Source organism: Parerythrobacter lutipelagi, from assembly GCF_005434975.1.
Lineage (GTDB): Bacteria > Pseudomonadota > Alphaproteobacteria > Sphingomonadales > Sphingomonadaceae > Parerythrobacter_A > Parerythrobacter_A lutipelagi.
Genome location: NZ_SKCJ01000002.1, coordinates 939,106 through 963,150, shown reverse-complemented (window position 1 = coordinate 963,150; position 24,045 = coordinate 939,106). Strand labels below are relative to the sequence as shown.

The following is a 24,045-nucleotide window of genomic DNA, read 5'->3' as shown; positions in this document are numbered from 1 at the left end:
AGCGGAATGGCGGACAGGGTGGGATTCGAACCCACGAAGGGCTTGCACCCTTGCCGGTTTTCAAGACCGGTGCATTCAACCGCTCTGCCACCTGTCCGCTGATCGCGCTCGCTAGCCATGGTTGGCGCGCTTGTCACGCCCTTCTGCACCTGACGTATGATAAAGCGAAGAAAACCAGCTGTTTTGCCATTCCGCGTTCAGCCAGCCTGTGGCATTACGGGCTGATGATCGGACAAAGAATCAAACTCGCTTTCCTCAGTCTCGCTGCAATTGCGATTGGCCATCCTGCCACAGCTCAGGATATGAGCTTCGATGCCTATATCCAGCTCGTCACCGCCAAGGCGCGCGCCGAAGGCGTGAGCGAGCCAACGATCCGCCGCATGACCAGTGGCTTGACGCCCAATCAACGGGTTATCGAACTCGATCGCGGTCAGCCAGGCACACCCACACGCACGGGTTATCCGGCCTTGCAGCCCTATCTCAACACCCATGTGAACCCGACCCGGATTGCGCGAGGACGCGACATGTACGCGTCGACACGCGGACTGCACTCCCGCATCGAATCCCAGTACGGCGTGCCGGTTCCCATGCTGATGGCCATTTGGGGTCATGAGACCAACTATGGCGGCTATAAGGGTAATTTCGATCTTGCCCGGTCGCTTGCTACGTTGGCGTGGGAAGGCCGTCGACGCGAACTGTTCGAAGGCGAATTGATCGCTTTGTTCAAAGTTGCCGACAAGGGCTATGATCGTTCTGATCTGGTTGGCAGCTGGGCCGGCGCATTCGGCAATCCCCAATTCCTACCATCGGTTTATCTGCGCCTTGCCACCGACGGTGACGGCGATGGGCGAGCAGATATTTTCAACAATCGCGCCGATACGCTCGCTTCGATTGCACGCTATTTCAAGGATGCAGGCTGGCGTGAAGGCCAGCCATGGGGTGTACGCGCTTCCGTGCCCGACGGGTTCAATTGGGCTGCCGTTGAAAGCAAGGCCGTGTCGCCAGTCTGTTCCCGCGTCCATGAGCGGCACAGTCAATGGAAACCGGTGGCGGAGTGGCGCCAACTTGGCGTGCAGCCCCAGGAATCTTTGCCCGCCAGTACAATGACTTCCTTGTTTCAACCTGATGGCCCCGGCACGCGGGCATGGCTCTTAACCGCAAATTATAGGGTTATCCTCGAATATAACTGCTCGAATTACTACGCCATGAGTGTTGGATTGCTTGCAGATGAGATTGCACCTTGACCGTTCGAAACGCCTTGCCGTCATTGGCTTGAGCCTGGTTCTCGCAGCCTGTGGTCGCGGGGGGAGTGATCTTGCAGAACTGAACGCGGGTATGGCGGGTCCCGTCGCCGAACGATCCGGCCCCGCTGCGGATTATCCTGTAGTTCTTGGTGATCCGTTCACGGTAGACGGTAAGGAATACACGCCCTTCGATACGATGAATTACGATCAGGTCGGTTATGCCACGGTTGATGGCGAAGCGGCTTCGGGCGTCACTGCCGCACATAAAACGCTCCCCTTGCCGAGCTATGTCGAAGTCACAGCACTCGATTCCGGCAAGACAACTCTGGTTCGTGTCGAGCGCAGGGGACCGATGACAAGTAGCCGTCTGTTGGCGCTGTCACCCGCGGCAAACGCTCAACTCGGCATTGGCGACGGCGCAGCAATCCGCGTTCGCCGGGTCAATCCTCCCGAGACAGAACGGGCGATGCTTCGGACTGGCGCTGCGGCACCGGAACGGATCGATACACCGAAATCATTGCTCGCAGTGCTAAAGCGCAAGTTGCCAGCCACTGGCTCTGTGAGCCTTGCGGCCAATAGCAATGACACACCTTTGGCAGCAGTGGCTCCGAGCAAAACTCCACAGCCTGTCACTATCGCACGTTCAGTCGGTCCAGTCGCTGTGCCGCCCCCAACAGGAGCAAGCTTCGAACAGGCCTTTTCGGAGCAGCGCCGCGCCGTCACGGCCTATCCACTGGCGCCAATCGGCAAAGCGGCCGCAGCGCAGCCTGTACGAGTGACGCGCAATGCCGTTCCTGCTGCGGTAACGCTTGCGCGCACAGCACTCACGGTAGATGTGGCAGACGCGGCAAATGATGGCAAATTCGTGGTTCAGGCCGCCGCGTTCTCGAAGCAGGCAAATGCCTCCAAGGCAGCCGATAACGTTGGCGGTTTCGTCGAGCAATCGGGCCGCTATTACCGTGTGCGGATCGGCCCATTCGGCAATCGTGGACAGGCAGAAGCCGCGCTCGCCAAGGCGCGTGCTGCGGGCTATAGCGACGCCCGCGTTTACACCACGGGATAAAGCGCCGGATATGTCTGGCGCAGGAGCCAGACAGTCATTCGAATTCTTCCGCTCTTTGCCGCATTCAGCTTGGCGATTGCTGTCGGTTCTCCTGCTTCAGAGCGGTTGAACGAGGCTGGTGCGATCATCGACGGTGCGCCCGTGGCGCTGCTGGTCGATATGGAGACCGGCCAGACTCTGATGGCGCACAATGATCGTAGCCGCTTTATGCCGGCTTCCGTAACCAAGGTGATGACGCTCTATCTCGCGTTCGAGTTGCTGGATGAAGGTGCGCTCTCGGATGATCAACTCATAGGCATGCGCGATGAGGCGCAGGCCGAATGGGCGGGCAAGGGGTCGCGAATGTTTATCCGCCCGGGCCAGAAGGTCCCGGTCGAAACCCTGCTTTCAGGTATAGCTGCGATCTCTGCCAATGATGCCAGTATTGCCTTGGCCGAAGCAGCGGGCGGTTCGGTCGACGGCTGGGCCAGAATGATGAACGATACAGCGCGCAAGCTTGGTATGCGCGACACACATTTCGCGACGCCAAACGGCTGGCCGGACAATGGCAAAACTTTCACCACGGCACGCGATCTCGAGATTCTCGCCCGTGCGTTGATCTCCAGACACCCCGAAAACTACGGAAAGTACTTTGGCCGGGATGGCTTTGCTTTCAACGGAGTTGCGCAGGCCAATCACGACCCGATCACCCGCCGTGTTGCAGGCGCCGACGGGATAAAGACAGGTTACACCAACGAGGCCGGGCATACATTCCTGGGAAGTGCGGAACGTGACGGGACCCGCCTGATCATGGTTCTGGCGGGTGTGGAGGATTATGACGAGCGTGGTGAAGCGTCCCGACGTCTGATGGAATGGGGCTTCGATGCATTCGATAGAGTAACGCTATTCAACAATGGGGCAGTGATCGGCTCGGTCAAAGTGCAAAACGGCACAACGGATACCGTCGAAGTGATTGCTCCACGCGGCGTTCGGCTTGCCCTTCCCAAAGGCCAGGACCACAATGTCGAGCTTACAATTCGATACGATGGCCCGTTGAGGGCACCTGTGCTCGAAGATCAGCCTGCTGCGTCTCTGGAAGTTCGAATTGAAGGGATGCAGCCTGCGATTTTCCCGCTCGAACCGGTAGAGAGTGTCGATGAAGCGGGATTCTTTCGCCGCATTGGCAATGGCCTGAGGAGCTGGTTTGCATGACCCGCGGAAAATTCATAGCGCTTGAAGGCGGAGAGGGCACCGGGAAGTCCACGCAGGCAAAATTACTGGTGGGCGCTTTGACCGAGCGCGGGATCCAGGCCATACTCACTCGCGAACCCGGTGGGACCGTGGGGGCCGAGGCCATTCGCAAACTGCTGCTCGATCCGCCGGGGGAGGGGTGGGGTCACCGCGCCGAAGCCTTGCTGTTCGCAGCAGCGCGATCCGATCATGTCGAAAGGCTGATCGAACCGGCCCTCAATGCCGGCACATGGGTAATCACTGACCGCTATCTCGATTCCAGTCGGGCGTATCAGGGCGGCGCGGGCGGTGTGGGCGATAGCTCCATCCTGCAACTCCACGATATTGGCAGCAAAGGCCTCCGCCCGGATATGACATTGTTGATCGAGGTATCTCCTGAGACGGTGGCAGAACGCTTGGCTCAGCGGGATGGTGCAGATAGCGATGCAATTGGCGGCCGCAGCGCTGCCTATCATGGCGATGTTGCGCGGACCTTCCGCCAGATTTCCCAGCAGGATCCACGGACATTCAGTCTGATCGACGGAAACGCCGACATCGAAACGGTTCATTCACGGATACTGGAAGCAATAAGCCCGCTGCTGGGGGAAAGCGATTGAGCCTGATCGGCCATGACGATGCTTGGAGCCAATGGCGTGCTGCTCTCGCGAGTCCGCGAATGCACCATGCCTGGCTGCTGGCCGGCAAGCGCGGCTTGGGAAAAATGCATTTCGCGCGCGAGGCGGCACAGGAATTGGTAGGTGGTCCCATGCCGATAGGGGGAGGGCAGCATCCCGATATCGTGGTGCTCGACCCTGCACCCAAAGACGACAAAGAAGAGAAAAAGCGCGCAGACGGCAAGCCATACGAAAGAAAGCGCAATATCTCCGTCGGTCAGATCCGGCAGATGCAGCAACGGCTTACCACACGGCCAACATTGGGCGACCGGCGAGCGATTATCATCGACCCGGCCGATGATATGGAGGCTGGCGCATCAAATGCTTTGCTCAAGAGCCTGGAAGAACCTCCGACCGGGACATATTTCCTGCTGGTTGCGCATCGTCCTGCCCGCCTCTTGCCAACAATACGGTCGCGCTGCCGCATAGTTCGCTTCCAGCCACTGTCCGATAGCGAAGTCGAACGTGCAATCAGGGCAAACGACGCAAGTGCCGACGTTGCGACAATCGAAGCAGCCGTCGCCGCAGCGAAGGGTTCTCCCGGTGCTGCGCTGGAGTTCGTCGAACAGGACCTGGGCAAGCTGTACAAACTGATGCAGCAGCTGGTCGAACAGGGCGACACTGATTTCACATTGCGCGGCACGCTGTCCGAAGCCATTGGCCCGAGACCAAGTCGCAACGCAATTCAGGCGGTACTCGACCTGTCCCGGTCAATTCTTGCATCGCAGCTCACCGGTTGCGACCGGCGTACGCAAGCTGCCATTATAGCGGCGCATGGCGAATTGGTCACGCTTGCGGGGCAGGCTCCGACCTACAATTTCGACGCCGGATTGCTTGTCGCGCAAATCGGCACCTTGCTAGCCTCCGCTGCGCCCGCTAGCGAGCGGGCCAATGTCTGATCCCTATTATATCACCACGGCCATTAGCTATCCCAATGGCCCTCCCCATATTGGCCACGCATACGAAGCGATTGCTGCCGATGTGATGGCACGTTTCCAGCGCCTGCGCGGGCGCGAAGTTCGGTTCCAGACCGGGACCGACGAACACGGCCTGAAAATGGCACGCAAAGCGGAAGAGCAAGGCAAGACGGCACGCGAATTGGCTGACGAAATGTCCTGCCATTTCCGTAAGATGTGCGACGCTCTTAACGTTAAGTATGACCGATTTATCCGCACCGTCGATGAAGACCATCATCGCGCCAGCCAGGCAATCTGGCGGGCAATGGAAGCCAGCAACGACTTGTATCTCGATCGGTACGAGGGCTGGTACTCGGTTCGGGATGAAGCCTATTACGATGAGAAGGAACTGGTTGCAGGAGAAAGCGGAGAAAAACTCTCCCCGCAAGGCACTCCGATTGAATGGACCGTCGAAGAAAGCTGGTTTTTCCGCCTCTCGAAATACCAGCAGCCGCTGCTCGACCTCCTGAATACACCGGGCTTCCTCGAGCCCGAAAGCCGGCGCAACGAGATGATTGCATTCGTCTCGGGCGGATTGAAGGATTTGTCCGTCAGCCGGACCAGCTTCGACTGGGGTGTCCCGGTGCCGGGATCGGACGGCCATGTGATGTATGTCTGGGTCGATGCGCTGACCAATTACATTACGGGCCTTGGCTATCCAGACGATACCGACATGTGGCGCAAGTTCTGGCCAGCCAACCTGCACCTGATCGGCAAGGACATCGTACGGTTCCATACGGTGTACTGGCCGGCATTTCTGATGAGTGCGGGTATCGCGTTACCCAAACAGGTATTCGGTCACGGATTCCTGCTCAATCGCGGTCAGAAGGAGTCCAAATCGCTCGGTAATGTAACCGATCCGTTGGAGCTGGCGGAAGCTTTCGGGGTGGATGCACTGCGGTATTTCCTGCTGCGCGAGGTCGCATTCGGGCAGGACGGCAGTTATTCGCCCGAGGCAATCGTCACCCGCAGCAATGCCGAATTGGCCAACAGTTTTGGCAATCTGGCGCAGCGCACCCTGTCGATGATCCACAAGAACCTTGATGGGATAATCACAGAATTTACGCCAACTGATGACGATAAGGCACTACTTTCCAAGGTGAAAGAGGCTTGCGCCGAGGGTTTGCCCGCTCAATTTGAGAAGCTGGCGTTCTCAGTCGGGATAGAAGCATGGATGCAGGCAGTTCATGCATGCAACCAGTATGTCGATGAGCAGGCACCATGGGCGCTGAAAAAGACGGATCCGGAGCGTATGCGGGCCGTTCTGCTCACGCTGTTCATGGCGATCCGTGACCTGGCGATTGCGATCCAACCGGTGATCCCGGCAAAGGCCGCTGGCCTGCTCGATCAGCTCGGCGTGCCGCAGGATCAGCGCAATTACGCCGATCTCGGCAACGCAAGCTGGTTCTCCGCCTTGGCTGCCACGGGCCATGCAATCGATAAGCCGACACCGGCGTTTCCGCGCCTGGAAATCCCTGAAGCCGAGACCTCGTGATGCTGATCGATAGCCATTGCCATCTTGAATACAAAGGCTTGGTTGAAGACCAGAGTGGAGCGCTCCAACGCGCGCGCGATGCAGGGGTAGGGGGCTTCCTGAATATCTCGACCCGCGAAAGCGAATGGGAGCAGGTTGTCGGCACTGCACAGCGCGAAAACGATGTTTGGGCGAGTGTCGGTATTCACCCTCACGAGGCCGATGCGCACGAAAACCTCGGCGTAGATCGACTGCGCAAGGCGACAGAGAACCACCGCGTCATTGCGATCGGCGAGACGGGACTGGATTACTATTACGACAGGTCAGACCGTAACATTCAGCGTGATCTTTTCCGCATGCATATCGGCGTGGCGCGAGAGACGGGTTTGCCGGTGATCATTCACACGCGGGATGCAGAACAGGATACGGCGCAAATTCTTGAAGAAGAAATGGGGAAGGGTGCCTTCCCCGCCCTGATCCATTGCTTCACTGCTTCCGCCGAATTTGGCCGCAAGGTGCTGGAACTGGGGCTGACGATTTCGATTTCCGGCATCGTGACATTCAAAAATGCCGTGGACTTACAAGCGGTTGCCGCCGCGGTGCCGGCCGACCGGCTGCTTGTCGAAACCGACAGCCCGTTCCTCGCGCCCGTGCCACACCGCGGGAAGCCTTGTGAGCCGGCGTTTGTGCGCAACACCGCAGAGTTCATCGCCGGACTGCGCGGCGAAACCTTCGAGCTACTTGCGGAACAGACCACTGCAAATTTCTTCCGGCTGTTCGACAAGGCTGAGGCATGAAGCTTATCATGCTTGGTTCCGGTACTTCTACCGGGGTGCCGCGGATAGGAAACGATTGGGGCCTGTGCGATCCGGCTGAACCCAAGAACCGGCGCACACGGGTATCGATCATGGTCGAAAGCGATGATGGAAAGCGTCTGCTTGTCGATACCTCTACGGATATGCGCCAACAGTTTTTATCCAATGATATTGACAGGATAGACGGGGTTTTTTGGACGCATGATCATGCCGATCATTGTCACGGGATTGATGATCTACGGGCGCTGCGTTTCAGCCGAAAAAATCCGATCCCGGGCTATGGATCGACCGAGACTGTCAGGCGCCTGCGCCAGCGGTTCGACTATGTTTTCGCCGGCCAATTCGGATACCCAACCATCGTTGCGCTCGATACGGTTGACCGCATACGCATGTGCGCCGGTTTCGGTGTCGAGTGGTGCCAGATGCCGCACGGACCGACCGAAACAACGGCTTTTCGGTTCGATGCTGACGGTAAATCAATAGCTTATGCGACGGACTTCAGTGAGATTACCCGGTCGATGGTCGACTTGCTTGAAGGCGTAGATCTGCTCGTAACCGACTGTTTGCGCCGCGAACCTCATCCGACGCACGCCAATCTCGAAATGGCGCTGTCCCTGGCAAAACGAACCGGAGCAAAGCGTACGGTGCTCAGCCATCTCGACAAAAGCATGGATTATGCAACATTGGCGGCTGAAGTGCCTGACAATGTCTTGGTCGGGTTCGACGGCATGGAACTGCGCGCATGAACGGCTACGAATGGTATATGATCATCTCGGGCGCTGCGGTTCTCGCGCTCGCCGGCGGTGCATTGGCATCATACAGGCTCAGCTGGAAACGCAGCGTGACCTACATGTTGATCTGGGCGTGCATCTTCACAGCAGTGGCGCTGCTCTTCAATGCTGTGGGGGCCTGAGGATACCATGAGCGATTTAACATAATATCTATTATCATTCTACTATGACCGACCAGATAGACCGCCTCCTCTCGATCATGGCTACTCTCCGGCATCCACAGCATGGATGCGAATGGGATCGAGCGCAGCGCTTCGAAACGATTGTGCCGCACACGATCGAAGAAGCCTACGAAGTCGCCGACGCGGTCGAACGCGGAAACCTCGATGATATCCGCGATGAGCTCGGTGATTTGCTGTTTCAGGTCATTTTTCAGTCGCGGATTGCGGAAGAAGCCGGCCAATTCGACTTTCAGGATGTCGCGCGTTCGATTTGCGACAAGCTCGAGGCGCGTCACCCACACATTTTCAGCGGCGAAGACATGCCTGGCGGCATGCGGGAAGAAAGGTGGGAGGCGCTCAAAGAGAAGGAGCGTGAGGCGAAAGGCGACACGAGCACGATGGACGGTGTCGCGCTTGCCTTGCCGGCATTGATGCGCGCAGAAAAGCTACAGAAACGCGCAGCACGGGACGGTTTCGACTGGGGCGATACAGTCGGACCAACTTCCAAGATTCTGGAAGAAATCGAGGAACTTGCAGAAGCTGGTGAGAATACGCGCGAAGAAGAAGCCGGCGATTTGCTGTTCGCTGTCGTCAATCTTGTCCGGGCTTATGGAATACCTGCGGAACAAGCGTTGAAAACGGCCAACCGGAAATTCGAACGCCGCTACCGGGCGATGGAAACGATGGCCGACGGGGAATTTGGTAAATTGTCGCTCGATCAACAAGAAGAGCTGTGGCAGCGGGTAAAGGTCGAGGAATAGACCTTAGAGCGTCAGAAAACGCCCGTATTCCTTGGCGCTGAGGCGGACGGTTAGATGCCGATCCGGCGCACCTTCGAGCACACTGCCCTCCTCGCTCAAAACCTGGCCGTGTGCGTGGAGCCACGCGATTTTCTGACCCTCCGACGCAGAAACGACGATCTCGTATTCCTTGGCTTCGCCGGTCAAAACCGCGTCGATACGATCGACCAGACAATCGAGGCCGAAACCGGTTTGCGCAGAAATCGGTACTGTGTCGATGTCTGACTGAGCCAGACCCTCCAGCTCCTCGCGAGTTTCCCCTGCAATCAGGTCCCACTTATTCCACGCCTCGATGATCGGTATTGAACTGCCTCCGTCCACTTTGTCGACAATGCCCAGATCGGCCAAAATACCTAGAACCTGTTGCTTCTGAGCCTGTGCCGCCGGGTTCGACATGTCGCGGACATGCACGATTACATCCGCGCCGGTGACCTCCTCCAACGTTGCCCGGAACGCGGCCACCAATTGGGTCGGCAAATCCGAAATGAAGCCCACAGTATCGGAAAGGATGGCCTTTTCCACGCCCGGCAACCGAATGGCGCGCATGGTTGGGTCCAGTGTCGCAAACAGCAGATCCTCCGCCATGACCTCGGCACCCGTCAGATGGTTGAACAGGGTTGATTTGCCTGCATTCGTATAGCCGACCAGCGCAATTACCGGCCAAGGTGCCCTTCCCCGCCGCTCTCTATGGAGCGTCCGGGTCTTGCGCACCTGCTCCAGTTCCTTGCGTAAGCGCCCCATACGCTGACGAATCATACGGCGGTCGGCTTCAATCTGCGTCTCGCCCGGCCCCCCAAGGAAGCCAAAGCCGCCTCTTTGGCGCTCAAGGTGGGTCCAACTGCGCACAAGCCGGCTCTGCTGGTAATCCAGATGCGCCAATTCGACCTGCAGTCGTCCCTCCGCGGTCGCCGCGCGCTCGCCGAATATTTCCAGGATCAATCCGGTCCGGTCGATCACCTTGCGCTTGAGCGTCTCCTCCAGATTCCTCTGCTGGATCGCGCTCAGCGCGCCGTCCACAATAACGAGTTCGGCTGCGTGCTGTTCACACTGGGCCGCAAGGTTGTCGACCTGACCTGAACCAAACAATGTGTTTGGTCGGACGTTTCTCACCGGCAAGATCATGCTTTCGGCGATTTCGATTCCAATCGCCAGCGCGAGGCCGCAGGCTTCCTCAAGCCGCTCTTCGGCCTCAAGGTCGTAGCTCAACTTCCGAATATCAGGGCACACCACAAGTGCTCGCGCGCCGCGCGACACTTCGTCCATCAGGTTGTCATCGAAGCTCAGTCTTCTTCGCCTTCCCAATCGCCGGACAGGTCGAGTTGGGTCGAAGGTTGAATGGTTGAGACAGCGTGCTTGTAAACCAGTTGCACGTAGCCCTCTCGCTCCAGAAGCATGCAGAACAGATCATAAGCAGCGATACCGCCCTGCAGCATCACACCATTGACCAGAAACATAGTTACCTGAGCTTCTGATTCTCGCACGCTGCCAAGAAACACGTCCTGCAAAAGGCGCTGCTTGCGGTTGCTATCCTGACTAGGATACTCCGAGGCATTCATCGGCTGGCTCGGCATGATCGTGCTAATGGCGTGCTTGTACACCAACTGCGACTGGCCGTCCCGCCGCAACAGGATTGCAAAGTTATCGAACCAGGTAATAATTCCCTGCAGTTTCACGCCCTTGACGAGGAACATGGTCACCGGCGCTTTGTCTTTGCGCAGGGCATTGAGAAAGGCATCCTGCAGATTGCCGGATTTCTGGGGCTCTTTGGATTTCTCAGGTTTAGCCACCGGCCGCGCCGATAGCGTGCGTCCTTCGGACATTGTTTTGCTCCATTATTGGCGGTGACCTTTTGGCCCCGCAATCTGGTGCAACGCGCTACGTTACACCGAACTCTGTAAAATTATGGGCCAACCGACGGTTTTTTCAACCGCAATCTATCTTTGTCACATGATTGCGGGGCTTATTCGTCGGCTGCCCTCTTTCGGTCGCCCATTCCCAGCAGCTTGAGTTTCCGGTGGAGCGCCGAACGTTCCATTCCGATGAAGCTCGCCGTCTTGGAGATATTGCCTGAGAACCGGCGGATCTGGATGCTCAGATACTCCCGCTCGAATGTTTCGCGCGCTTCACGCAGAGGCACGCCCATCAGAGCGGAGATGCCCCCTCCCCCGCCCAGCTTGCCGCCAGTCACCTCGCTCGGAAGCATACTGGCTTCTACGGTGGCAATTTCCTCGCGCGGCGTGAGGATTATCGTACGTTCGACAACATTGCGCAACTGGCGCACATTTCCCGGCCAGTCGTATGCCTGAAGCGCAGCCATCGATTCCTCGGAAATGCCCGGCGAAGGGATCCCTTGCTCTGCTGAATAGCGAGTGAAAAAATGCTCTGCCAGAGCGGGAATGTCGTCTCGTCGCTCGGATAGTGAGGGCACGGCGACAGGTACCACGTTGAGCCGGTAGAAGAGATCCTCACGAAAGCGCTTCTCTTCCATTTCCTTTTCGAGGTCACGAGCCGTCGACGACACAACCCGGACATCAACCCCGATCTGGCGACTGCCCCCTACCCGGACAAAACTCTGTTCGGTCAACACGCGCAGGATTCGCGCCTGAGTCGACAGCGGCATGTCCGCCACTTCATCCAGATATAACGTTCCGCCATCGGCAACTTCCAGCAGGCCCTGCCGGACAAGCTTGCCGCCAGATTCCTCACCGAAAAGCTCTTGCTCGAACCGTTCGGGCGTGATGCGAGCGGAATTCACGATCACGAACGCGTGGTTGGAACGCGGGCTCCAACTGTGCAGGAGCCGCGCGGCAACTTCTTTGCCGGCACCGGCAGGCCCGCTGATCAGCACACGACTGCCGGTGTTGGCAACGCGCTTCAACGTGGCCCGCACCTGATTGATCGCCGCCGAATTGCCGGTGAATTCCTCGCCGTTGCTGAAGCCCTGCCGAAGGCGGGTGTTCTCGCGCCGCAAGCGTTCGGTTTCTGTCGCGCGGCCCACCAACAACAGCAATCGTTCGGATTCGAAGGGCTTTTCGATGAAATCCATCGCGCCCCGGCTGACGGCAGAAACGGCCGTGTCGATATTGCCGTGACCCGAAAAAATTATCACCGGCAACTCAGGCTCACGCTGCTTGATCGCATCAAGCACTTCGAGCCCGTCCATCGGGCTGCCATGTAGCCACACGTCGAGCAGCACGAGGCTTGGACGACGCTCATCGATTGCAGCGAGCGCGGCAATGCTGTCTCCGGCAGTGCGGCATTCGTAACCTTCGTCTGAAAGGACGCCGGAAACGAGCTCGCGGATATCGCGCTCATCGTCGACGACCAGTATGTCTAGTGCCATCAAGTGGCTCCCATTGCGTCAGTCATTGCTTGTTATCCGTCATCAGGACAGGCTTTCTGGCGAAGCTGAGGCTGACCCGCGTGCCGCCGTCGCGGCCTGTAGCGAAGGTCATCTCACCGCCATGCTCTTCAACAATCTTGTTGACGATCGCGAGCCCCAGACCAGTCCCCTTCTCTCGAGTGGTCACATACGGATCCGCGATCCGTTCGCGATCTTGCGGAAGCCCGACTCCGTTATCTTCCACGACCACCTTCACCGCATCATCACTCGCCGCAATCGACACTGCAATCCGGCCGCGATAATCCGGTTCTGCATTGAGCGCTTTCGCTTCGACCGCTTCGACTGCGTTTTTCAAGACATTGGTCATCGCCTGGCCGATCTGGTGCCGGTCGCAATTGACCTTCGCGTCCGATTCAATGTCCGTCTCCAGTGTAAAATTGATCTCAGGGTGCGCCACTTCCTGCAGGAACAGCGATTGACGAACCAGGTCGAGCGCATCTTCTTCGCGAAACACCGGCTTGGGCAAGCGCGCGAATGAGGAGAACTCGTCGACCATTTTGCGCAAGTCGCCAACTTGGCGGACGATGGTGTCAGTGAGATCATCGAACAATTCGCCATCGACCTCGATCAGCTTGCGATAGCGGCGCTTCAGCCGTTCCGTGGCAAGCTGGATGGGGGTCAGCGGGTTCTTGATCTCGTGCGCGATACGCCGCGCGACGTCGGACCATGCTGCCTGACGCTGGTCGAGCAATTGGCGGGTTATGTCTTCGAATGTGATGACGCGACCGTCGCCCGTTCCAGTAATCTTCACGGCAAGTGTCAACAATTCGCCGTCCTTGTTGTGCGTCACAATACCGCTCGGCAAATCGGCCTCGACCATAGCCGCGATTTCAGGAGCAACATCGCTGATATTGTCGCTCGATGGCTCGTCATCAGGGTCCGGCACCAGCAGCTTCTGCGCCGAGCTGTTCATCAGCTGGATATGACCCTCGCCGTCGAGCGAAATAATGCCGGCCGTCACCGACTCGAGCAAAGCTTCCATGAAAGCCCTTCGCTGGTCCAATTGTGCGTTGGCTCCGACCAGCGCGTCGGTCTGTCGCTCAATCTGCGAAGTCATTCTGTTGAACGCACGATTGAGCAAACCGATCTCATCCGCTCCGGTCCGTCCTTCGACACGCAGAGAATAATTGCCCGCCCCGACCTTGCCAGCTGCAACAACCAGATGGGTCAGCGGTTCGACCTGCCTGTCTGCAAAACGAAGCGCAAACCAGACCGCTATTCCAACCAGCCCGAGGGAAACGAAATAGAGCGCGAGATTGAAGCGCAATTGCAGCGCCCGCGCGCGGCTGATCAGGACCTCATACGCCGAACTGATCGATTTTGCGCGCTGCCAGCTTTCAAAGCCCCTCTCTTCAAGATTTCTCACATTGTAGAGGAATATCCCTGCATCCTTATCAATCGCGACCAGCGCTTCGATCCGGGCATCGTTTGCCTCGACGACCGATCGCTCTCCTGCCCGCAAGCGATCAACCAGCTGGGAACCGAATTCACCCGGCTTGCTGCTTTCGGAGATGTCGTATGTCGCAACCGTTCTGAGTGACCCATCCTCGATCTGTTGCAGGATGGCCGTCTCATTGATTGTCCGGCCGCTCATCTGCAAGCTGACAAAGTCGACAAAATCGCGGTCAGAGAAAGAAGTCTGCTGGGTATTCTCGAACCAGAAACGCAGATCGCCAGCCATGGCGACCGACTCATCGGAAACCTGCACCTGATTGTCGACGTAATATTCGCGCGCCATCTCATTGGCATTCTGCATCAAACCACGCGAATTGTCGGAAAACCAGAAATCCACCCCTGATTGGAACAGGAACGCGGCAAAACCTGCGACCAGCAAGGTCGGCACGGCTGCGACGAGCGAGAAGAAGAACACCAATTTGACATGCAGCCTGGCGGTACTCCCGGCAGCGCGGCGTATGGCCATCCGCCGACCGAACAAGACGACCAAGGCGAGCGAAGGAATCAGCGTGCCGATCAGCAAGGTTGCCACTTGGGCTGAGGGCAGCAGTTGGCCATCGGGCGGCGCGTTGGTGAACGCGTACCAGGTCGCATAGATCATCGCCGCAACCGCAAGGGCCGAGGCGATCTCCAGATACCGAAAAAGGTTTGCGCGACGCGACGCGATGACAAATTGCCGCAACCAGCGGGGACTTTTGCGAGCCAAAGGAACTGCGGCGCCTGCCATAGTTGCCATCTTACAACGGCACTGTTGCATTTTTGCAAGCGCTTTTTCGTCCAAGCGTGTCAGACCAGCGTCAGGTCCTGCGCGGTCAGCCGTGACGGCTGAAATCGTCAGGTGCAATCGACAGGTCGTCAAGCTTCTTGCGCAAGGTGTTGCGGTTGATGCCGAGCAGCGACGCGGCGCGCAGCTGATTCCCATCGGTCTGAGTCAGAGCCCATTCGAACAATGGTTTCTCGAAGGCGTGGAGCGCGCGATGGTACACCGATCCATGGCTCGGGGTTGTATCGGAGAGCCAATTCGACAACGCTGAGCCAAAGCCGCTGCCGCTCGCTGTCGCAACATCGTCGCCGACATACTCCAGGATCTCGTCGGTCACGCTTGCATCGATCACATCGTCGCGTGCCAACAGCGCGAGGCGATAGATCGCGTTACGCAATTCACGCACATTTCCCCGCCAGGGTTGCTGCGAAAGTTTCGCCACCGCGTCGTCGGACAGTTGCCGAGCGGGCAAGCCTTCATCAGTCGCCAGTTTCAGGAAATGCCGCGCAAGCGGGCCGATGTCTTCTGCCCGGTCGCGCAATGGCGGCATCTGGATGGGCACGACATTCAGCCGGTAAAACAGATCCTCTCGGAACGCGCCGCTCGCAATCATCGGCTTCAGGTCACGATTGGTAGCAGCGACAATGCGGACATCGATGGCAATCTCCTGCCGCCCGCCAACGCGCCGGATGCGGCCTGACTGCAAGGCCCGCAATAGCCTTGTCTGAGCTTCCAGTGGCATATCGCCGATTTCGTCCAAAAACAGTGTGCCGCCATTGGCTTGTTCGAACTTGCCAATCGCCTGGGACACCGCTCCGGTGAAGGCGCCTTTCTCATGTCCGAACAATTCGCTCTCAATCAGATCACTCGGAATGGCGGCTGAATTCACCGGGACAAAGGGACCGGTCTTGCGCTGGCCCAATTGGTGGATCGCCTCAGCAACCAGTTCCTTGCCGGTACCGGATTCTCCCAATATCAGCACTGTCAGATCGTTGCGCAGGACACGCGTAATCATCCGGTAAACCGCCTGCATGGCGGCACTGCGTCCGACCAGCGGCAGCCCGTCTCCGGCATCTCGTTCGACGGTCTCAGCCTGTGCACCCGCACCAACCGCCTGCGACACTGCGCGCGTCAGATCGTCGAGGTCGAACGGTTTCGGGAAGTATTCAAACGCGCCCGTTTCCGTCGCCCGCACAGCGGTGTCTAGGGTATTCTGAGCCGACAGAATTATGATCGGCATATCCGGATACCGCTGGCAAACCCGGGGAAGGCTTTCGATACCGTCGCCGTCTTCCAGCATGACATCGGTCAGCATGACGGCGAATTGCGAAACTTTGAGGTTTCTATCGCGTGCTTCGATGCTTGCGCAACAAGTGACCTCGAAGCCGTCAGACTCAAGTGCAGCTCTGACTACGGTCGCAATGGCAGCATCATCCTCGACCAAAAGTATCGATTTACTCATCCAATGCCTCCTGCCTGATGTCCGACATCGCCAGATGGACTTTGAAAATGGTCAATTCGCTACGGCTATCCCGCCGATAGCTCACCCTGCCATTCATATCCCCCACCATCTTCTTGACCAACGCAAGACCAAGTCCCTGCCCGTTCTTCTTGCTGGTTACGAATGGTTCGAAGACATGGTCCGAAAGTTGCGGGGCGATCCCGGGGCCAGTGTCCGCCACGGAAACCTCGATTGGCAGACGCAACGCTGAACCCAGTCGCAAGACATTGGCAGCCAGCCCGCTTACGAAACGTGTCCGGACTGAAACTTCCGGCTCCGCAGCGTCCTTGCACGCATCGACTGCATTGGTGAGAAGATTGATCAGCACCTGTTCGAGCAGGTCCCTGTTGGCGAGGACCGGCGGGAGCGATGGGTCAAATTCTTCAACAAATGCGACGTGTGAAGCGGCACCTGTGCGCACCGTCGCAATCGCCTTGCGAATTGATTCGTGCAAATTGACGGGGCCGACCGGTTCGCGCGTCTTGCTTCCGAGTTCCTGCATCCGATCGATCAGGCGAGCAATGCGGTCCACTTCGGAGGAGATCAGCTGAGTCAGGCCATGATCCCCCTGTTCTAGCTTTCGCGCGATCAACTGACTTGCCCCGCGAATGGCAGCCAGCGGATTTTTGATCTCATGAGCCAGGATTGCCGGTGCCTTTAGCGAAGCATCAGGCCCGGAATCTCCAGCCATGTCCGCTTGACCGGCATCGGTCAAAGTCAGCACCCGCCACCCGGGGTGCGTCGGCAAGGGGCTCATCGTTAAATTCACCCTCCGCTCCTGCCTCGCAATCCGAACTGAAATGCCGCGAGCGACAAGCTGGGCCTGATCGCGATCCAGGCGTTCCTCAACTCCGCTTTCCCCAAGGTCAATCACATCGAAAAAAGTGTTGCCAACCAAGCGTTTCGCGCTTTGACCCAAGAGGTCCTCGGCAGCCGGATTAACTTCGACAATCCTGAAATCGGGATCAAGCAACAGAAGCGCGAAAACGAGGCCGGAAATCTGCGCCCGGGGGTCCGGGGCCGCCGAGGGGAGCGTCACGCTGCTTTGCGATGAACGAACGGCTCATAAAACCGTTCGATTTCGCCCAGCACTTCGTTCGGGTCGTCGATAAAATTTGCTTTGTTCCGGAACTCGGCCGAACCGTGCATTCCTTTCGTATACCACCCCAAGTGCTTGCGCGCGATCTTGGTGCCAACCATCGGGCCGTAATGGTCGAGCATCGCGCGATAATGTTCGACCAGCACATCGTATTGCTCACGAAAGCCCGGACTTTCGCGGAGCTCCCCGGTTTGCCACCAATGCATGACCTGGCCGAGCAACCAAGGTCTGCCATAGGCACCCCGCCCGATCATCAGCCCGTCCGCCCCCGATTGCTCCAACGCCGTCGCGGCATCGGCAATCGTGCAGATATCGCCATTCACGATGACCGGGATCGAGACCGCGTCCTTCACCTTGCGGATGAAAGACCAGTCGGCACTGCCTTTGTACATCTGATTGCGCGTGCGGCCATGCACCGTGATCATCTTGACGCCGAGATCCTCAGCAATGCGTGCGAGTTCCGGCGCATTCAGGCTGTCATGATCCCACCCCATCCGCATCTTTACGGTCACCGGCACGCCGACCGCTTTCACCGTCGCTTCCATCAGCCGGGTGGCCAGCGGAACTTCGCGCATCAGTGCGGAACCGGCCAACTGACCCACCACCTTGCGTACCGGACAACCGAAATTGATATCGATAATGGCCGCGCCATTGCCCTCCTGCAACTTGGCGGCCTCTGCCATGCTGCCCGGATCGCAGCCGACGAGCTGCATCGAGACGGGTTCTTCAATCCGGTCCCACTGCGCTTTCTGCACGCTCTGCCGGGTCTCGCGGATGGCAGCCTCGCTGGCGATCATCTCCGTCACATTAAGGCCCGAACCATAGCGGCGGACCAGAGTGCGGAATGGCCGATCAGTGACGCCGGTCATCGGGGCCAGCACGACAGGTGACGCGACCCGGACCGGTCCGATATCGATCGGCGCGATTGGTGGTGGAGAAGGGAGAATGCTCATGGAATTGCTAGTGCCTAAAATTTGGGCAGCGCTTATCGGATTGCAGGGCATGGCGCAAGGCGCTAGCGCGGCGCGAGCATGAGCGACGATCCGTCACAAACCCAGTTCAGCGCAGTCATCGTCGCAGGTGGTCAGGGATTGCGCGCCGGACAATCGGTACCCAAACAGTTTGCCAACTGGCGCGGCAAGCCGGTCCTGTCCCATTCGCTCAAGAGCTTGGCTGACGCAGGCGCCGATCCGATCATCGTCGTTGTGCCCTCGCCTCAGGATCAGGCAGCCCAGCAGATCATTGCAGAGTTTGCGTGCGCAACGCTGGCCAAAGGCGGTCTGACGCGGCAGCAGTCTGTGCTTGCCGGCCTGTTGGCCCTTCAGGCAAGCGCGCCCGAGCGTGTTCTTATTCACGATGCTGCGCGACCTGACCTTCCGCGCAGCGTGATCGACCGACTCCTCCATGCGCTCGACAGCCATATCGGCGCAATTCCTGTCCTGCCGGTGGTGGACAGCCTTGCGTTCGACACCGGCGGCATGATGGCTGGTGCTGCCAACCGCGAGGAATTGCGCCGTGTTCAGACTCCGCAGGCCTTCCGCTATGCGGAAATTCTCGCGGCGCACCGCGCATGGGACAAGGAATCTGGCGCTGGCGACGACGCACAGGTCGCGCGTGCTGCGCAGTACGAAGTGGCTCTGGTCGCGGGCGACGAAGCCCTCAAAAAGCTCACATTTGCAGAGGATTTTACCGTGACGCACGTGCCAGTACGAATCGGAACCGGGTTCGACGTTCACCGTCTGGGACCTGACGAGGAGCTTTGGCTATGCGGGATAAAGCTTGATCACGAGAAAGGACTGATTGGGCATAGTGATGCTGACGTGGGGTTGCACGCCATCACCGACGCAATACTTGGCGCGGTTGCCGCAGGTGATATCGGCCAACATTTCTCGCCGACGGATGCTCGCTGGAAAGGCGCGGCGTCGGATCGGTTTTTGGCGCACGCCCGCGATCTTGCGGCGGAGCGTGGATACGCGGTCGGCAATGTCGACGTGACGCTGGTGTGTGAAGAGCCTAAGATCGGACCGCATAGAGGCTCAATGGCTGCAAGGATTGCCGAGATATTGGAAATCGATAGCAGTCAGGTTAGCGTGAAAGCCACGACGACAGAGAAGCTGGGCTTTGCGGGCCGCGGCGAAGGAATCGCCGCACAGGCCGTCGCCACAATGATTGCTGAGGATAAGGGATAGCCATGTCGAGAAACTTTGGACGACTTGCCGGAGCGGCCGTTGCTCTTGCAGCGCTTGCGCAGCCTGTGGCTGCATCGGCACAAGCTTGCCTGCCGCAGGAAGATGTTTCGGACGCCGTCATCTATGCGATGCCGTTGATCACTCAGGCTGCGCAAACCCGGTGCGCTCAGGAGCTAGCGGATGATGGTTATCTGGCTGCCTCCGGAGCTGCATTTGCCGATCGTTATGTCTCACTGCAAGACAATGCCTGGCCAGGTGCAATGCGATTGCTAAGCCAGTTTGCCGGAGACGACGCCGGGAGTTCGGTCGAATTGATTCAATCGCTGCCTGAGACCGCCCTGCGCCCATTCGTAGACGCAATTATCATGCAGAAGGTCAGCGCTGAGATTAAGCCGAAAGACTGCACGAAGATCGAACGGGGCATGGAGCTTCTCGCGCCATTGCCGCCGCAGAACACCGGCGACCTTGTTTCGTTTCTGTTTGCCATGACTGACGCGAAACAGCCGAATGTCTGCAAATTGGATTCAGAATGACTGACGGAATTCTTCCGCCGGACATTGTTGCGCTCGCCAAGCAAGTTGTCGAAGAGAATGCTGCAATCGGGCGCAAGATCACTGTGGCAGAGAGCTGCACAGGTGGATTGGTCGCCGCTGCCTTGACGGAAATTCCGGGTTCATCGGCGGTCCTCGACCGTGCATTTGTCACATATTCCAACGAAGCCAAGATGGAATGTCTCAATGTCGCAAGAGACATCATCGAGACGTTCGGCGCGGTATCGATCGCCTGCGCCTGGGCCATGGCTCAGGGTGCACTGGCAAACAGCAACGCCGATGTTGCGGTTGCGGTGAGCGGAGTTGCCGGACCAAGCGGCGGAACAGATTTGAAGCCGGTGGGAACGGTCGTATTCGCCCGCGCCATCAAAGGCGAGGACAGTGAGCAGGAAGGCGACCTGAAGCGTTTCGGCGACCTTGGGCGTGCAGAAATCCGCCGTCAGGCCGCGCTGGTCGCACTGGAGCTGTTGCTGCCGTAAAGATCTGCGGCTCGTTCCTCGAATGCGCCCATCAGTTTGCGAAACGCGCGATCGACATATTGCCCGGCAAGAGCTTCAAACATTTTGCTTTTGAAGGTGAAATCGACACAGAAATCGACCTTGCATTCATTCTCGCCAATCGGATCGATCAACCAGCTGTTGTCGAGATTGCGCATGGGGCCGTTGATGTAATGAACAACAATCTTCGTCGGCCGGTCTTTTTCCACCCGGGACGTGAATCGTTCACGAAGCGAGCGAAAGCCAACGACCATGTCGGCGATCATCTCACTCTCGGAATCGGAGCGCACCCTTGTTGCGACGACCCACGGCAAAAACTCGGGATAGCTCGCGACATCGGCCACAAGGTCGAATATTTGCTCGGCAGAATAAGGCAGCCGGCGGCTTTCCCGGATCAGCGGCATCAGGCTTTCTCCGTTTGCCGCGCCTTCCCCAATTTCGCTTCGCGCGCGACCTTCATTTCAGCGAAATCATCGCCCGCGTGATAACTCGAACGGGTCAGCGGGCTCGACGCCACTTGCAGAAAACCCTTTGCCCGCGCGATCGAGCCGTAGGCAGCAAACGCCTTGGGCGTGACAAAGTCTTCGACATGCGCGTGCTTGGGAGTGGGCTGCAGATACTGCCCCATCGTCATGAAATCGACATCCGCGCAGCGCATGTCGTCCATCACCTGATGCACTTCTAGCCGCTGTTCCCCGAGGCCCAGCATGATACCCGACTTCGTGAAGATCATCGGATCGTGCGACTTCACCTCTTCGAGCAAGCGCAGCGATGCATAGTAACGCGCACCGGGACGGATCGTAGGATAGAGGCGCGGCACGGTTTCCAGATTGTGGTTGTACACATCGGGACCGGCTTCGCAGATCGCCTCCACCGCCGGACGCATTTTCCCGCGAAAGTCAGGCGTGAGGATTTCGATTGTCGTATCAGGCGTTTCCCGGCGCAAGGCCTTGATTACCTTGACAAACTGCCCTGCCCCGCCGTCGGGCAAGTCATCGCGATCGACGCTGGTAATCACGATGTGCTGCAAACCCATCTGGCCAGCTGCGATCGCGACGTTCTCCGGCTCCATCGGATCAACAATTCGAGGCATGCCGGTCTTTACGTTGCAGAATGCACAGGCACGCGTGCACACATCGCCCAGGATCATGACCGTGGCGTGTTTCTTGTCCCAGCATTCGCCAATATTGGGACAAGCAGCCTCTTCGCAAACCGTGTTCAGTTTGAGATCACGCATAAGCTTGCGCGTCTCGTGATAGCCTTTGCTTACAGGAGCTTTGACCCTGATCCAATCGGGCTTGCGTTGGCGGATTGGCCGCTCGCCTTCGGGTTTCGGAGCGTTGGAGATATCGTTCATTGCGCCGCCCATTTAGGGAAAGGGCCGGATAACCGCAATGGCCATACTTGCCCTTGCCACCATGCTGACATAAGCGCCCGATATGGACACAATGGGCATCCAGGCGCTGACTTCCCCGGTCATATTGTTCTTCGTACTTGGGTTGCTGGCAGCATTCGCTCGTTCCGATCTGGAAATTCCCGAAGCGATAGCCAAAGGAATGTCGCTTTACCTGATGGCTGCCATCGGCCTGAAAGGCGGCATCGAAGTCGCCGAATCAGGCCTTGATGGCACGGTCCTCGCCGCATTGGCCGCAGGGATCGCAGCCGGGTTCATCATGCCGATTTACGCCTTCTGGGTCCTCAAGGGTTTCGGCAGGCTTGATCGTCTTAACGCAGGTGCCGTTGCCGCCCACTACGGGTCGATCAGTGTCGTCACTTTCGTCACTGCGGTCGAGATTTACACCATCCAGGGCAATCCGCCGCAAGGCTATATGGTGGCGGTCATGGCTTCGATGGAAAGCCCTGCCATTCTGGCCGGCCTGTTGCTGGCACGCGGACTGGGTTCGGATGGCGGCCAGAGCAAGAAAGAGCTGCTCCACGAGGTGCTGCTGAATCCATCCGTTGTGCTTTTGTTGGGCGCATTTGCAATCGGCATGATTGCGGGGCCGTCAGGCTTTTCCGACGTCAAACCTTTCTTCGACGGCCTGTTCAAAGGCATTCTCTGCCTGTTCCTGCTCGATATGGGCTTGATTGCCGCACGGCGCATTCTCGATGCTCGCTCACTTACGTGGCGGCTTGTCGCAATTGCGCTGGTCCTGCCGCTTATCAACGGAGCGATCGGCACTGCCCTCGGCGTGGGTATCGGGCTGGATGTGGGGTCTGCCGCAGCATTGGGCGTGCTGTGTGCCAGCGCCAGCTACATCGCTGTGCCGGCCGCCATGCGGCTAGCCATGCCGGAAGCTGATCCTGGGATCTATCTTACCATGTCACTCAGCATAACATTTCCCTTCAATGTCCTCGTGAATATCGGGCTGATCGGTGCCCTCGCGGCCACACTGAGCGGCTCGGGAGCTGTATCCCCATGATTGAGACCGTGATCCGCAAACGCATCGAGATTCTCGCCGACCAGGCACAGGTCAAGCGCGTGACTGCGATAATCGACACGGTCGGCATAACAGGATGGACGGTCTTGCCGGTCACATCCGGCAAAGGGCGCGAAGGGCGCTGGCGCGAAGAACGGGTGATGGGAACTGACAAGAACCTGATCGTCACAATCGCATCGGAGGATAATGCATCCGCGCTTGCCGAGGCTCTGTCCCCAATCCTCACCTCACATGGGCTGTTGCTGACAATGTGGAATGTCGAGGTCATCCGGGGGGAGCGTTTCTAGTGCCTGAATTCGCCCAATTGCTCGAGGGTTACCGGCGATTTCGCCGTGAAGGCTATTCTCGCCAGAAAGCAAGATACGACCATCTGGTGGCCGACGGCCAGCAGCCAAAGCTGATGATTATCGGCTGCAGCGACAGCCGGGTCGATCCGGCCCAGATTTTCGACGTCGACCCGGGCGAGATCTTCGTCGTGCGCAATGTTGCGGCTCTGGTCCCCCCGTTCGAAGACAGTCCCGGGCAGCATGGTGTTTCGGCGGCAATCGAGTTTGCGGTTCAATTTCTCAAAGTAAAACAGATTGTCGTCATGGGACACGGGATGTGCGGCGGCTGTAAAGCGGCACTGACCCGCGAATTTCACGGCAATGCTCTGGGCGATGGCGGGTTCGTGTCGCAGTGGATACACCTGCTTGACGGTGTTCGAGAGCCGATTGCTGAAAAGTACGGCACCGATGGCCGGGAGGCCGAGCGCGAGATGGAGCTGGCTGCAGTTCGTCTGAGCCTCGAAAACCTGCGCTCGTTCCCGTGGGTTCGGGACAAGGTCAAACGCGGGGAGATCAAGCTGCGCGGTACCTTCTTCGCAATCTCCGAAGGGGTGCTGTATCACCTTCGCGAAACGAGCGGCGAATTCGAAGCAATCGAATAGAGCTTGCCCGTCCGCGGTGCAGCAACCATGT

At 58.3% G+C, this 24,045-nt stretch carries 25 protein-coding genes and 1 tRNA gene; 16 read left to right on the top strand and 10 right to left on the bottom strand.

The genetic code is table 11. The annotated features are described in order from the left end of the window. Positions 1-7: 7 nt before the first annotated feature. Positions 8-97 (bottom strand) — tRNA-Ser (locus E0502_RS12960). 127 nt (positions 98-224) lie between these two features. On the opposite strand from E0502_RS12960, the gene E0502_RS12955 reads away from it, so the two are divergent. The 10 genes from E0502_RS12955 to mazG all read left to right on the top strand — a co-directional run bounded on the left by E0502_RS12955 (position 225) and on the right by mazG (position 9,148). Next, entirely contained in the window at positions 225-1,244 is a 1,020-nt protein-coding gene (locus E0502_RS12955; RefSeq protein WP_137678406.1) for a lytic murein transglycosylase, read from the top strand. Positions 1,245-1,335: 91 nt separating this feature from the next. Then, positions 1,336-2,307: an SPOR domain-containing protein gene (locus E0502_RS15420; RefSeq protein ID WP_275668364.1), complete on the top strand. Its 972-nt coding sequence runs from the start codon at positions 1,336-1,338 to the stop codon at positions 2,305-2,307. Positions 2,308-2,376: 69 nt separating this feature from the next. Further along, positions 2,377-3,498 carry a D-alanyl-D-alanine carboxypeptidase family protein gene (locus E0502_RS12945; RefSeq protein WP_240049086.1) on the top strand — a complete coding sequence of 374 codons (1,122 nt, stop codon included), beginning with the start codon at positions 2,377-2,379 and terminating at the stop codon, positions 3,496-3,498. Further along, complete coding sequence (gene tmk, locus E0502_RS12940; protein WP_137678404.1) at positions 3,495-4,133, top strand: dTMP kinase; 639 nt, start codon at positions 3,495-3,497, stop codon at positions 4,131-4,133. Before E0502_RS12945 ends, tmk begins: the two co-directional genes overlap by 4 nt. Continuing rightward, entirely contained in the window at positions 4,130-5,089 is a 960-nt protein-coding gene (locus E0502_RS12935) for a DNA polymerase III subunit delta' (RefSeq protein ID WP_137678403.1), read from the top strand. Before tmk ends, E0502_RS12935 begins: the two co-directional genes overlap by 4 nt. Further along, entirely contained in the window at positions 5,082-6,641 is a 1,560-nt protein-coding gene (gene metG / locus E0502_RS12930; RefSeq protein ID WP_137678402.1) for a methionine--tRNA ligase, read from the top strand. The genes E0502_RS12935 and metG overlap by 8 nt, the downstream gene beginning before the upstream one ends. Continuing rightward, positions 6,641-7,417: a TatD family hydrolase gene (locus tag E0502_RS12925; RefSeq protein ID WP_137678814.1), complete on the top strand. Its 777-nt coding sequence runs from the start codon at positions 6,641-6,643 to the stop codon at positions 7,415-7,417. Before metG ends, E0502_RS12925 begins: the two co-directional genes overlap by 1 nt. Further along, positions 7,414-8,181 carry an MBL fold metallo-hydrolase gene (locus tag E0502_RS12920; protein ID WP_137678401.1) on the top strand — a complete coding sequence of 256 codons (768 nt, stop codon included), beginning with the start codon at positions 7,414-7,416 and terminating at the stop codon, positions 8,179-8,181. The genes E0502_RS12925 and E0502_RS12920 overlap by 4 nt, the downstream gene beginning before the upstream one ends. Then, positions 8,178-8,348: a hypothetical protein gene (locus tag E0502_RS15210; protein WP_192895959.1), complete on the top strand. Its 171-nt coding sequence runs from the start codon at positions 8,178-8,180 to the stop codon at positions 8,346-8,348. Before E0502_RS12920 ends, E0502_RS15210 begins: the two co-directional genes overlap by 4 nt. 44 nt (positions 8,349-8,392) lie before the next feature. Further along, positions 8,393-9,148 (top strand): nucleoside triphosphate pyrophosphohydrolase, encoded by a 756-nt coding sequence (mazG, locus tag E0502_RS12915; protein ID WP_137678400.1) that lies wholly within the window; start codon positions 8,393-8,395, stop codon positions 9,146-9,148. 3 nt (positions 9,149-9,151) lie between these two features. Here mazG and hflX read toward each other — a convergent pair whose 3' ends face one another. The 7 genes from hflX to dusB all read right to left on the bottom strand — a co-directional run bounded on the left by hflX (position 9,152) and on the right by dusB (position 18,361). Beyond that, the gene (hflX, locus tag E0502_RS12910; RefSeq protein ID WP_137678399.1) at positions 9,152-10,450 is read right to left on the bottom strand and encodes a GTPase HflX; all 1,299 of its coding nucleotides are present in this window, start codon (positions 10,448-10,450) and stop codon (positions 9,152-9,154) included. A 17-nt stretch (positions 10,451-10,467) separates the two neighbouring features. After that, positions 10,468-11,007, bottom strand: coding sequence for an RNA chaperone Hfq (gene hfq, locus E0502_RS12905; protein ID WP_137678398.1), 540 nt, complete (start codon positions 11,005-11,007; stop codon positions 10,468-10,470). A gap of 140 nt (positions 11,008-11,147) precedes the next feature. After that, positions 11,148-12,530, bottom strand: coding sequence for a nitrogen assimilation response regulator NtrX (gene ntrX, locus E0502_RS12900; protein ID WP_137678397.1), 1,383 nt, complete (start codon positions 12,528-12,530; stop codon positions 11,148-11,150). Between the two features lie 22 nt (positions 12,531-12,552). After that, positions 12,553-14,772, bottom strand: coding sequence for a sensor histidine kinase (locus E0502_RS12895; RefSeq protein WP_137678396.1), 2,220 nt, complete (start codon positions 14,770-14,772; stop codon positions 12,553-12,555). An 85-nt stretch (positions 14,773-14,857) separates the two neighbouring features. Next, entirely contained in the window at positions 14,858-16,270 is a 1,413-nt protein-coding gene (locus tag E0502_RS12890; RefSeq protein WP_137678395.1) for a sigma-54-dependent transcriptional regulator, read from the bottom strand. Further along, positions 16,263-17,348: a two-component system sensor histidine kinase NtrB gene (locus E0502_RS12885; protein WP_137678394.1), complete on the bottom strand. Its 1,086-nt coding sequence runs from the start codon at positions 17,346-17,348 to the stop codon at positions 16,263-16,265. Before E0502_RS12885 ends, E0502_RS12890 begins: the two co-directional genes overlap by 8 nt. After that, positions 17,345-18,361, bottom strand: coding sequence for a tRNA dihydrouridine synthase DusB (gene dusB / locus E0502_RS12880; RefSeq protein WP_137678393.1), 1,017 nt, complete (start codon positions 18,359-18,361; stop codon positions 17,345-17,347). Before dusB ends, E0502_RS12885 begins: the two co-directional genes overlap by 4 nt. A 78-nt stretch (positions 18,362-18,439) precedes the next feature. On the opposite strand from dusB, the gene E0502_RS12875 reads away from it, so the two are divergent. The 3 genes from E0502_RS12875 to E0502_RS12865 are packed head-to-tail and all read left to right on the top strand — an operon-like array spanning position 18,440 to position 20,627. Beyond that, positions 18,440-19,597 carry a bifunctional 2-C-methyl-D-erythritol 4-phosphate cytidylyltransferase/2-C-methyl-D-erythritol 2,4-cyclodiphosphate synthase gene (locus E0502_RS12875; RefSeq protein ID WP_137678392.1) on the top strand — a complete coding sequence of 386 codons (1,158 nt, stop codon included), beginning with the start codon at positions 18,440-18,442 and terminating at the stop codon, positions 19,595-19,597. Positions 19,598-19,599: 2 nt separating this feature from the next. After that, positions 19,600-20,130 carry a hypothetical protein gene (locus E0502_RS12870; protein WP_137678391.1) on the top strand — a complete coding sequence of 177 codons (531 nt, stop codon included), beginning with the start codon at positions 19,600-19,602 and terminating at the stop codon, positions 20,128-20,130. After that, the gene (locus E0502_RS12865; RefSeq protein WP_137678390.1) at positions 20,127-20,627 is read left to right on the top strand and encodes a CinA family protein; all 501 of its coding nucleotides are present in this window, start codon (positions 20,127-20,129) and stop codon (positions 20,625-20,627) included. Before E0502_RS12870 ends, E0502_RS12865 begins: the two co-directional genes overlap by 4 nt. On the opposite strand, the gene E0502_RS12860 is transcribed toward E0502_RS12865, so the two are convergent. Beyond that, positions 20,588-21,049 carry a type II toxin-antitoxin system RatA family toxin gene (locus E0502_RS12860; protein ID WP_137678389.1) on the bottom strand — a complete coding sequence of 154 codons (462 nt, stop codon included), beginning with the start codon at positions 21,047-21,049 and terminating at the stop codon, positions 20,588-20,590. The genes E0502_RS12865 and E0502_RS12860 overlap by 40 nt on opposite strands. Next, complete coding sequence (gene lipA, locus E0502_RS12855; protein ID WP_137678388.1) at positions 21,049-22,002, bottom strand: lipoyl synthase; 954 nt, start codon at positions 22,000-22,002, stop codon at positions 21,049-21,051. The genes E0502_RS12860 and lipA overlap by 1 nt, the downstream gene beginning before the upstream one ends. Positions 22,003-22,084: 82 nt before the next feature. On the opposite strand from lipA, the gene E0502_RS12850 reads away from it, so the two are divergent. From E0502_RS12850 to E0502_RS12840, 3 genes are read left to right on the top strand one after another with little or no spacing between them, the layout of a single operon-like run. Next, positions 22,085-23,068: a sodium-dependent bicarbonate transport family permease gene (locus E0502_RS12850; protein ID WP_192895958.1), complete on the top strand. Its 984-nt coding sequence runs from the start codon at positions 22,085-22,087 to the stop codon at positions 23,066-23,068. Then, on the top strand, positions 23,065-23,373 hold the full coding sequence (locus E0502_RS12845; RefSeq protein ID WP_137678387.1) for a P-II family nitrogen regulator: 309 nt from the start codon (positions 23,065-23,067) through the stop codon (positions 23,371-23,373). Before E0502_RS12850 ends, E0502_RS12845 begins: the two co-directional genes overlap by 4 nt. Continuing rightward, positions 23,373-24,014 carry a carbonic anhydrase gene (locus E0502_RS12840; RefSeq protein WP_137678386.1) on the top strand — a complete coding sequence of 214 codons (642 nt, stop codon included), beginning with the start codon at positions 23,373-23,375 and terminating at the stop codon, positions 24,012-24,014. Before E0502_RS12845 ends, E0502_RS12840 begins: the two co-directional genes overlap by 1 nt. Positions 24,015-24,045 lie beyond the last annotated feature (31 nt).

Bases quoted from the DNA above. Each gene is read 5' to 3' on its own strand.
- E0502_RS12955 (WP_137678406.1), top strand. From the start codon at position 225: ATGATCGGACAAAGAATCAAACTCGCTTTCCTCAGTCTCGCTGCAATT.
- E0502_RS15420 (WP_275668364.1), top strand. From the start codon at position 1,336: ATGGCGGGTCCCGTCGCCGAACGATCCGGCCCCGCTGCGGATTATCCT.
- tmk (WP_137678404.1), top strand. From the start codon at position 3,495: ATGACCCGCGGAAAATTCATAGCGCTTGAAGGCGGAGAGGGCACCGGG.
- metG (WP_137678402.1), top strand. From the start codon at position 5,082: ATGTCTGATCCCTATTATATCACCACGGCCATTAGCTATCCCAATGGC.
- E0502_RS12925 (WP_137678814.1), top strand. From the start codon at position 6,641: ATGCTGATCGATAGCCATTGCCATCTTGAATACAAAGGCTTGGTTGAA.
- E0502_RS12920 (WP_137678401.1), top strand. From the start codon at position 7,414: ATGAAGCTTATCATGCTTGGTTCCGGTACTTCTACCGGGGTGCCGCGG.
- E0502_RS15210 (WP_192895959.1), top strand. From the start codon at position 8,178: ATGAACGGCTACGAATGGTATATGATCATCTCGGGCGCTGCGGTTCTC.
- mazG (WP_137678400.1), top strand. From the start codon at position 8,393: ATGACCGACCAGATAGACCGCCTCCTCTCGATCATGGCTACTCTCCGG.
- hflX (WP_137678399.1), bottom strand. From the start codon at position 10,450: ATGGACGAAGTGTCGCGCGGCGCGCGAGCACTTGTGGTGTGCCCTGAT.
- hfq (WP_137678398.1), bottom strand. From the start codon at position 11,007: ATGTCCGAAGGACGCACGCTATCGGCGCGGCCGGTGGCTAAACCTGAG.
- ntrX (WP_137678397.1), bottom strand. From the start codon at position 12,530: ATGGCACTAGACATACTGGTCGTCGACGATGAGCGCGATATCCGCGAG.
- E0502_RS12895 (WP_137678396.1), bottom strand. From the start codon at position 14,772: ATGGCAGGCGCCGCAGTTCCTTTGGCTCGCAAAAGTCCCCGCTGGTTG.
- E0502_RS12890 (WP_137678395.1), bottom strand. From the start codon at position 16,270: ATGAGTAAATCGATACTTTTGGTCGAGGATGATGCTGCCATTGCGACC.
- dusB (WP_137678393.1), bottom strand. From the start codon at position 18,361: ATGAGCATTCTCCCTTCTCCACCACCAATCGCGCCGATCGATATCGGA.
- E0502_RS12875 (WP_137678392.1), top strand. From the start codon at position 18,440: ATGAGCGACGATCCGTCACAAACCCAGTTCAGCGCAGTCATCGTCGCA.
- E0502_RS12870 (WP_137678391.1), top strand. From the start codon at position 19,600: ATGTCGAGAAACTTTGGACGACTTGCCGGAGCGGCCGTTGCTCTTGCA.
- E0502_RS12865 (WP_137678390.1), top strand. From the start codon at position 20,127: ATGACTGACGGAATTCTTCCGCCGGACATTGTTGCGCTCGCCAAGCAA.
- E0502_RS12860 (WP_137678389.1), bottom strand. From the start codon at position 21,049: ATGCCGCTGATCCGGGAAAGCCGCCGGCTGCCTTATTCTGCCGAGCAA.
- lipA (WP_137678388.1), bottom strand. From the start codon at position 22,002: ATGAACGATATCTCCAACGCTCCGAAACCCGAAGGCGAGCGGCCAATC.
- E0502_RS12850 (WP_192895958.1), top strand. From the start codon at position 22,085: ATGGACACAATGGGCATCCAGGCGCTGACTTCCCCGGTCATATTGTTC.
- E0502_RS12845 (WP_137678387.1), top strand. From the start codon at position 23,065: ATGATTGAGACCGTGATCCGCAAACGCATCGAGATTCTCGCCGACCAG.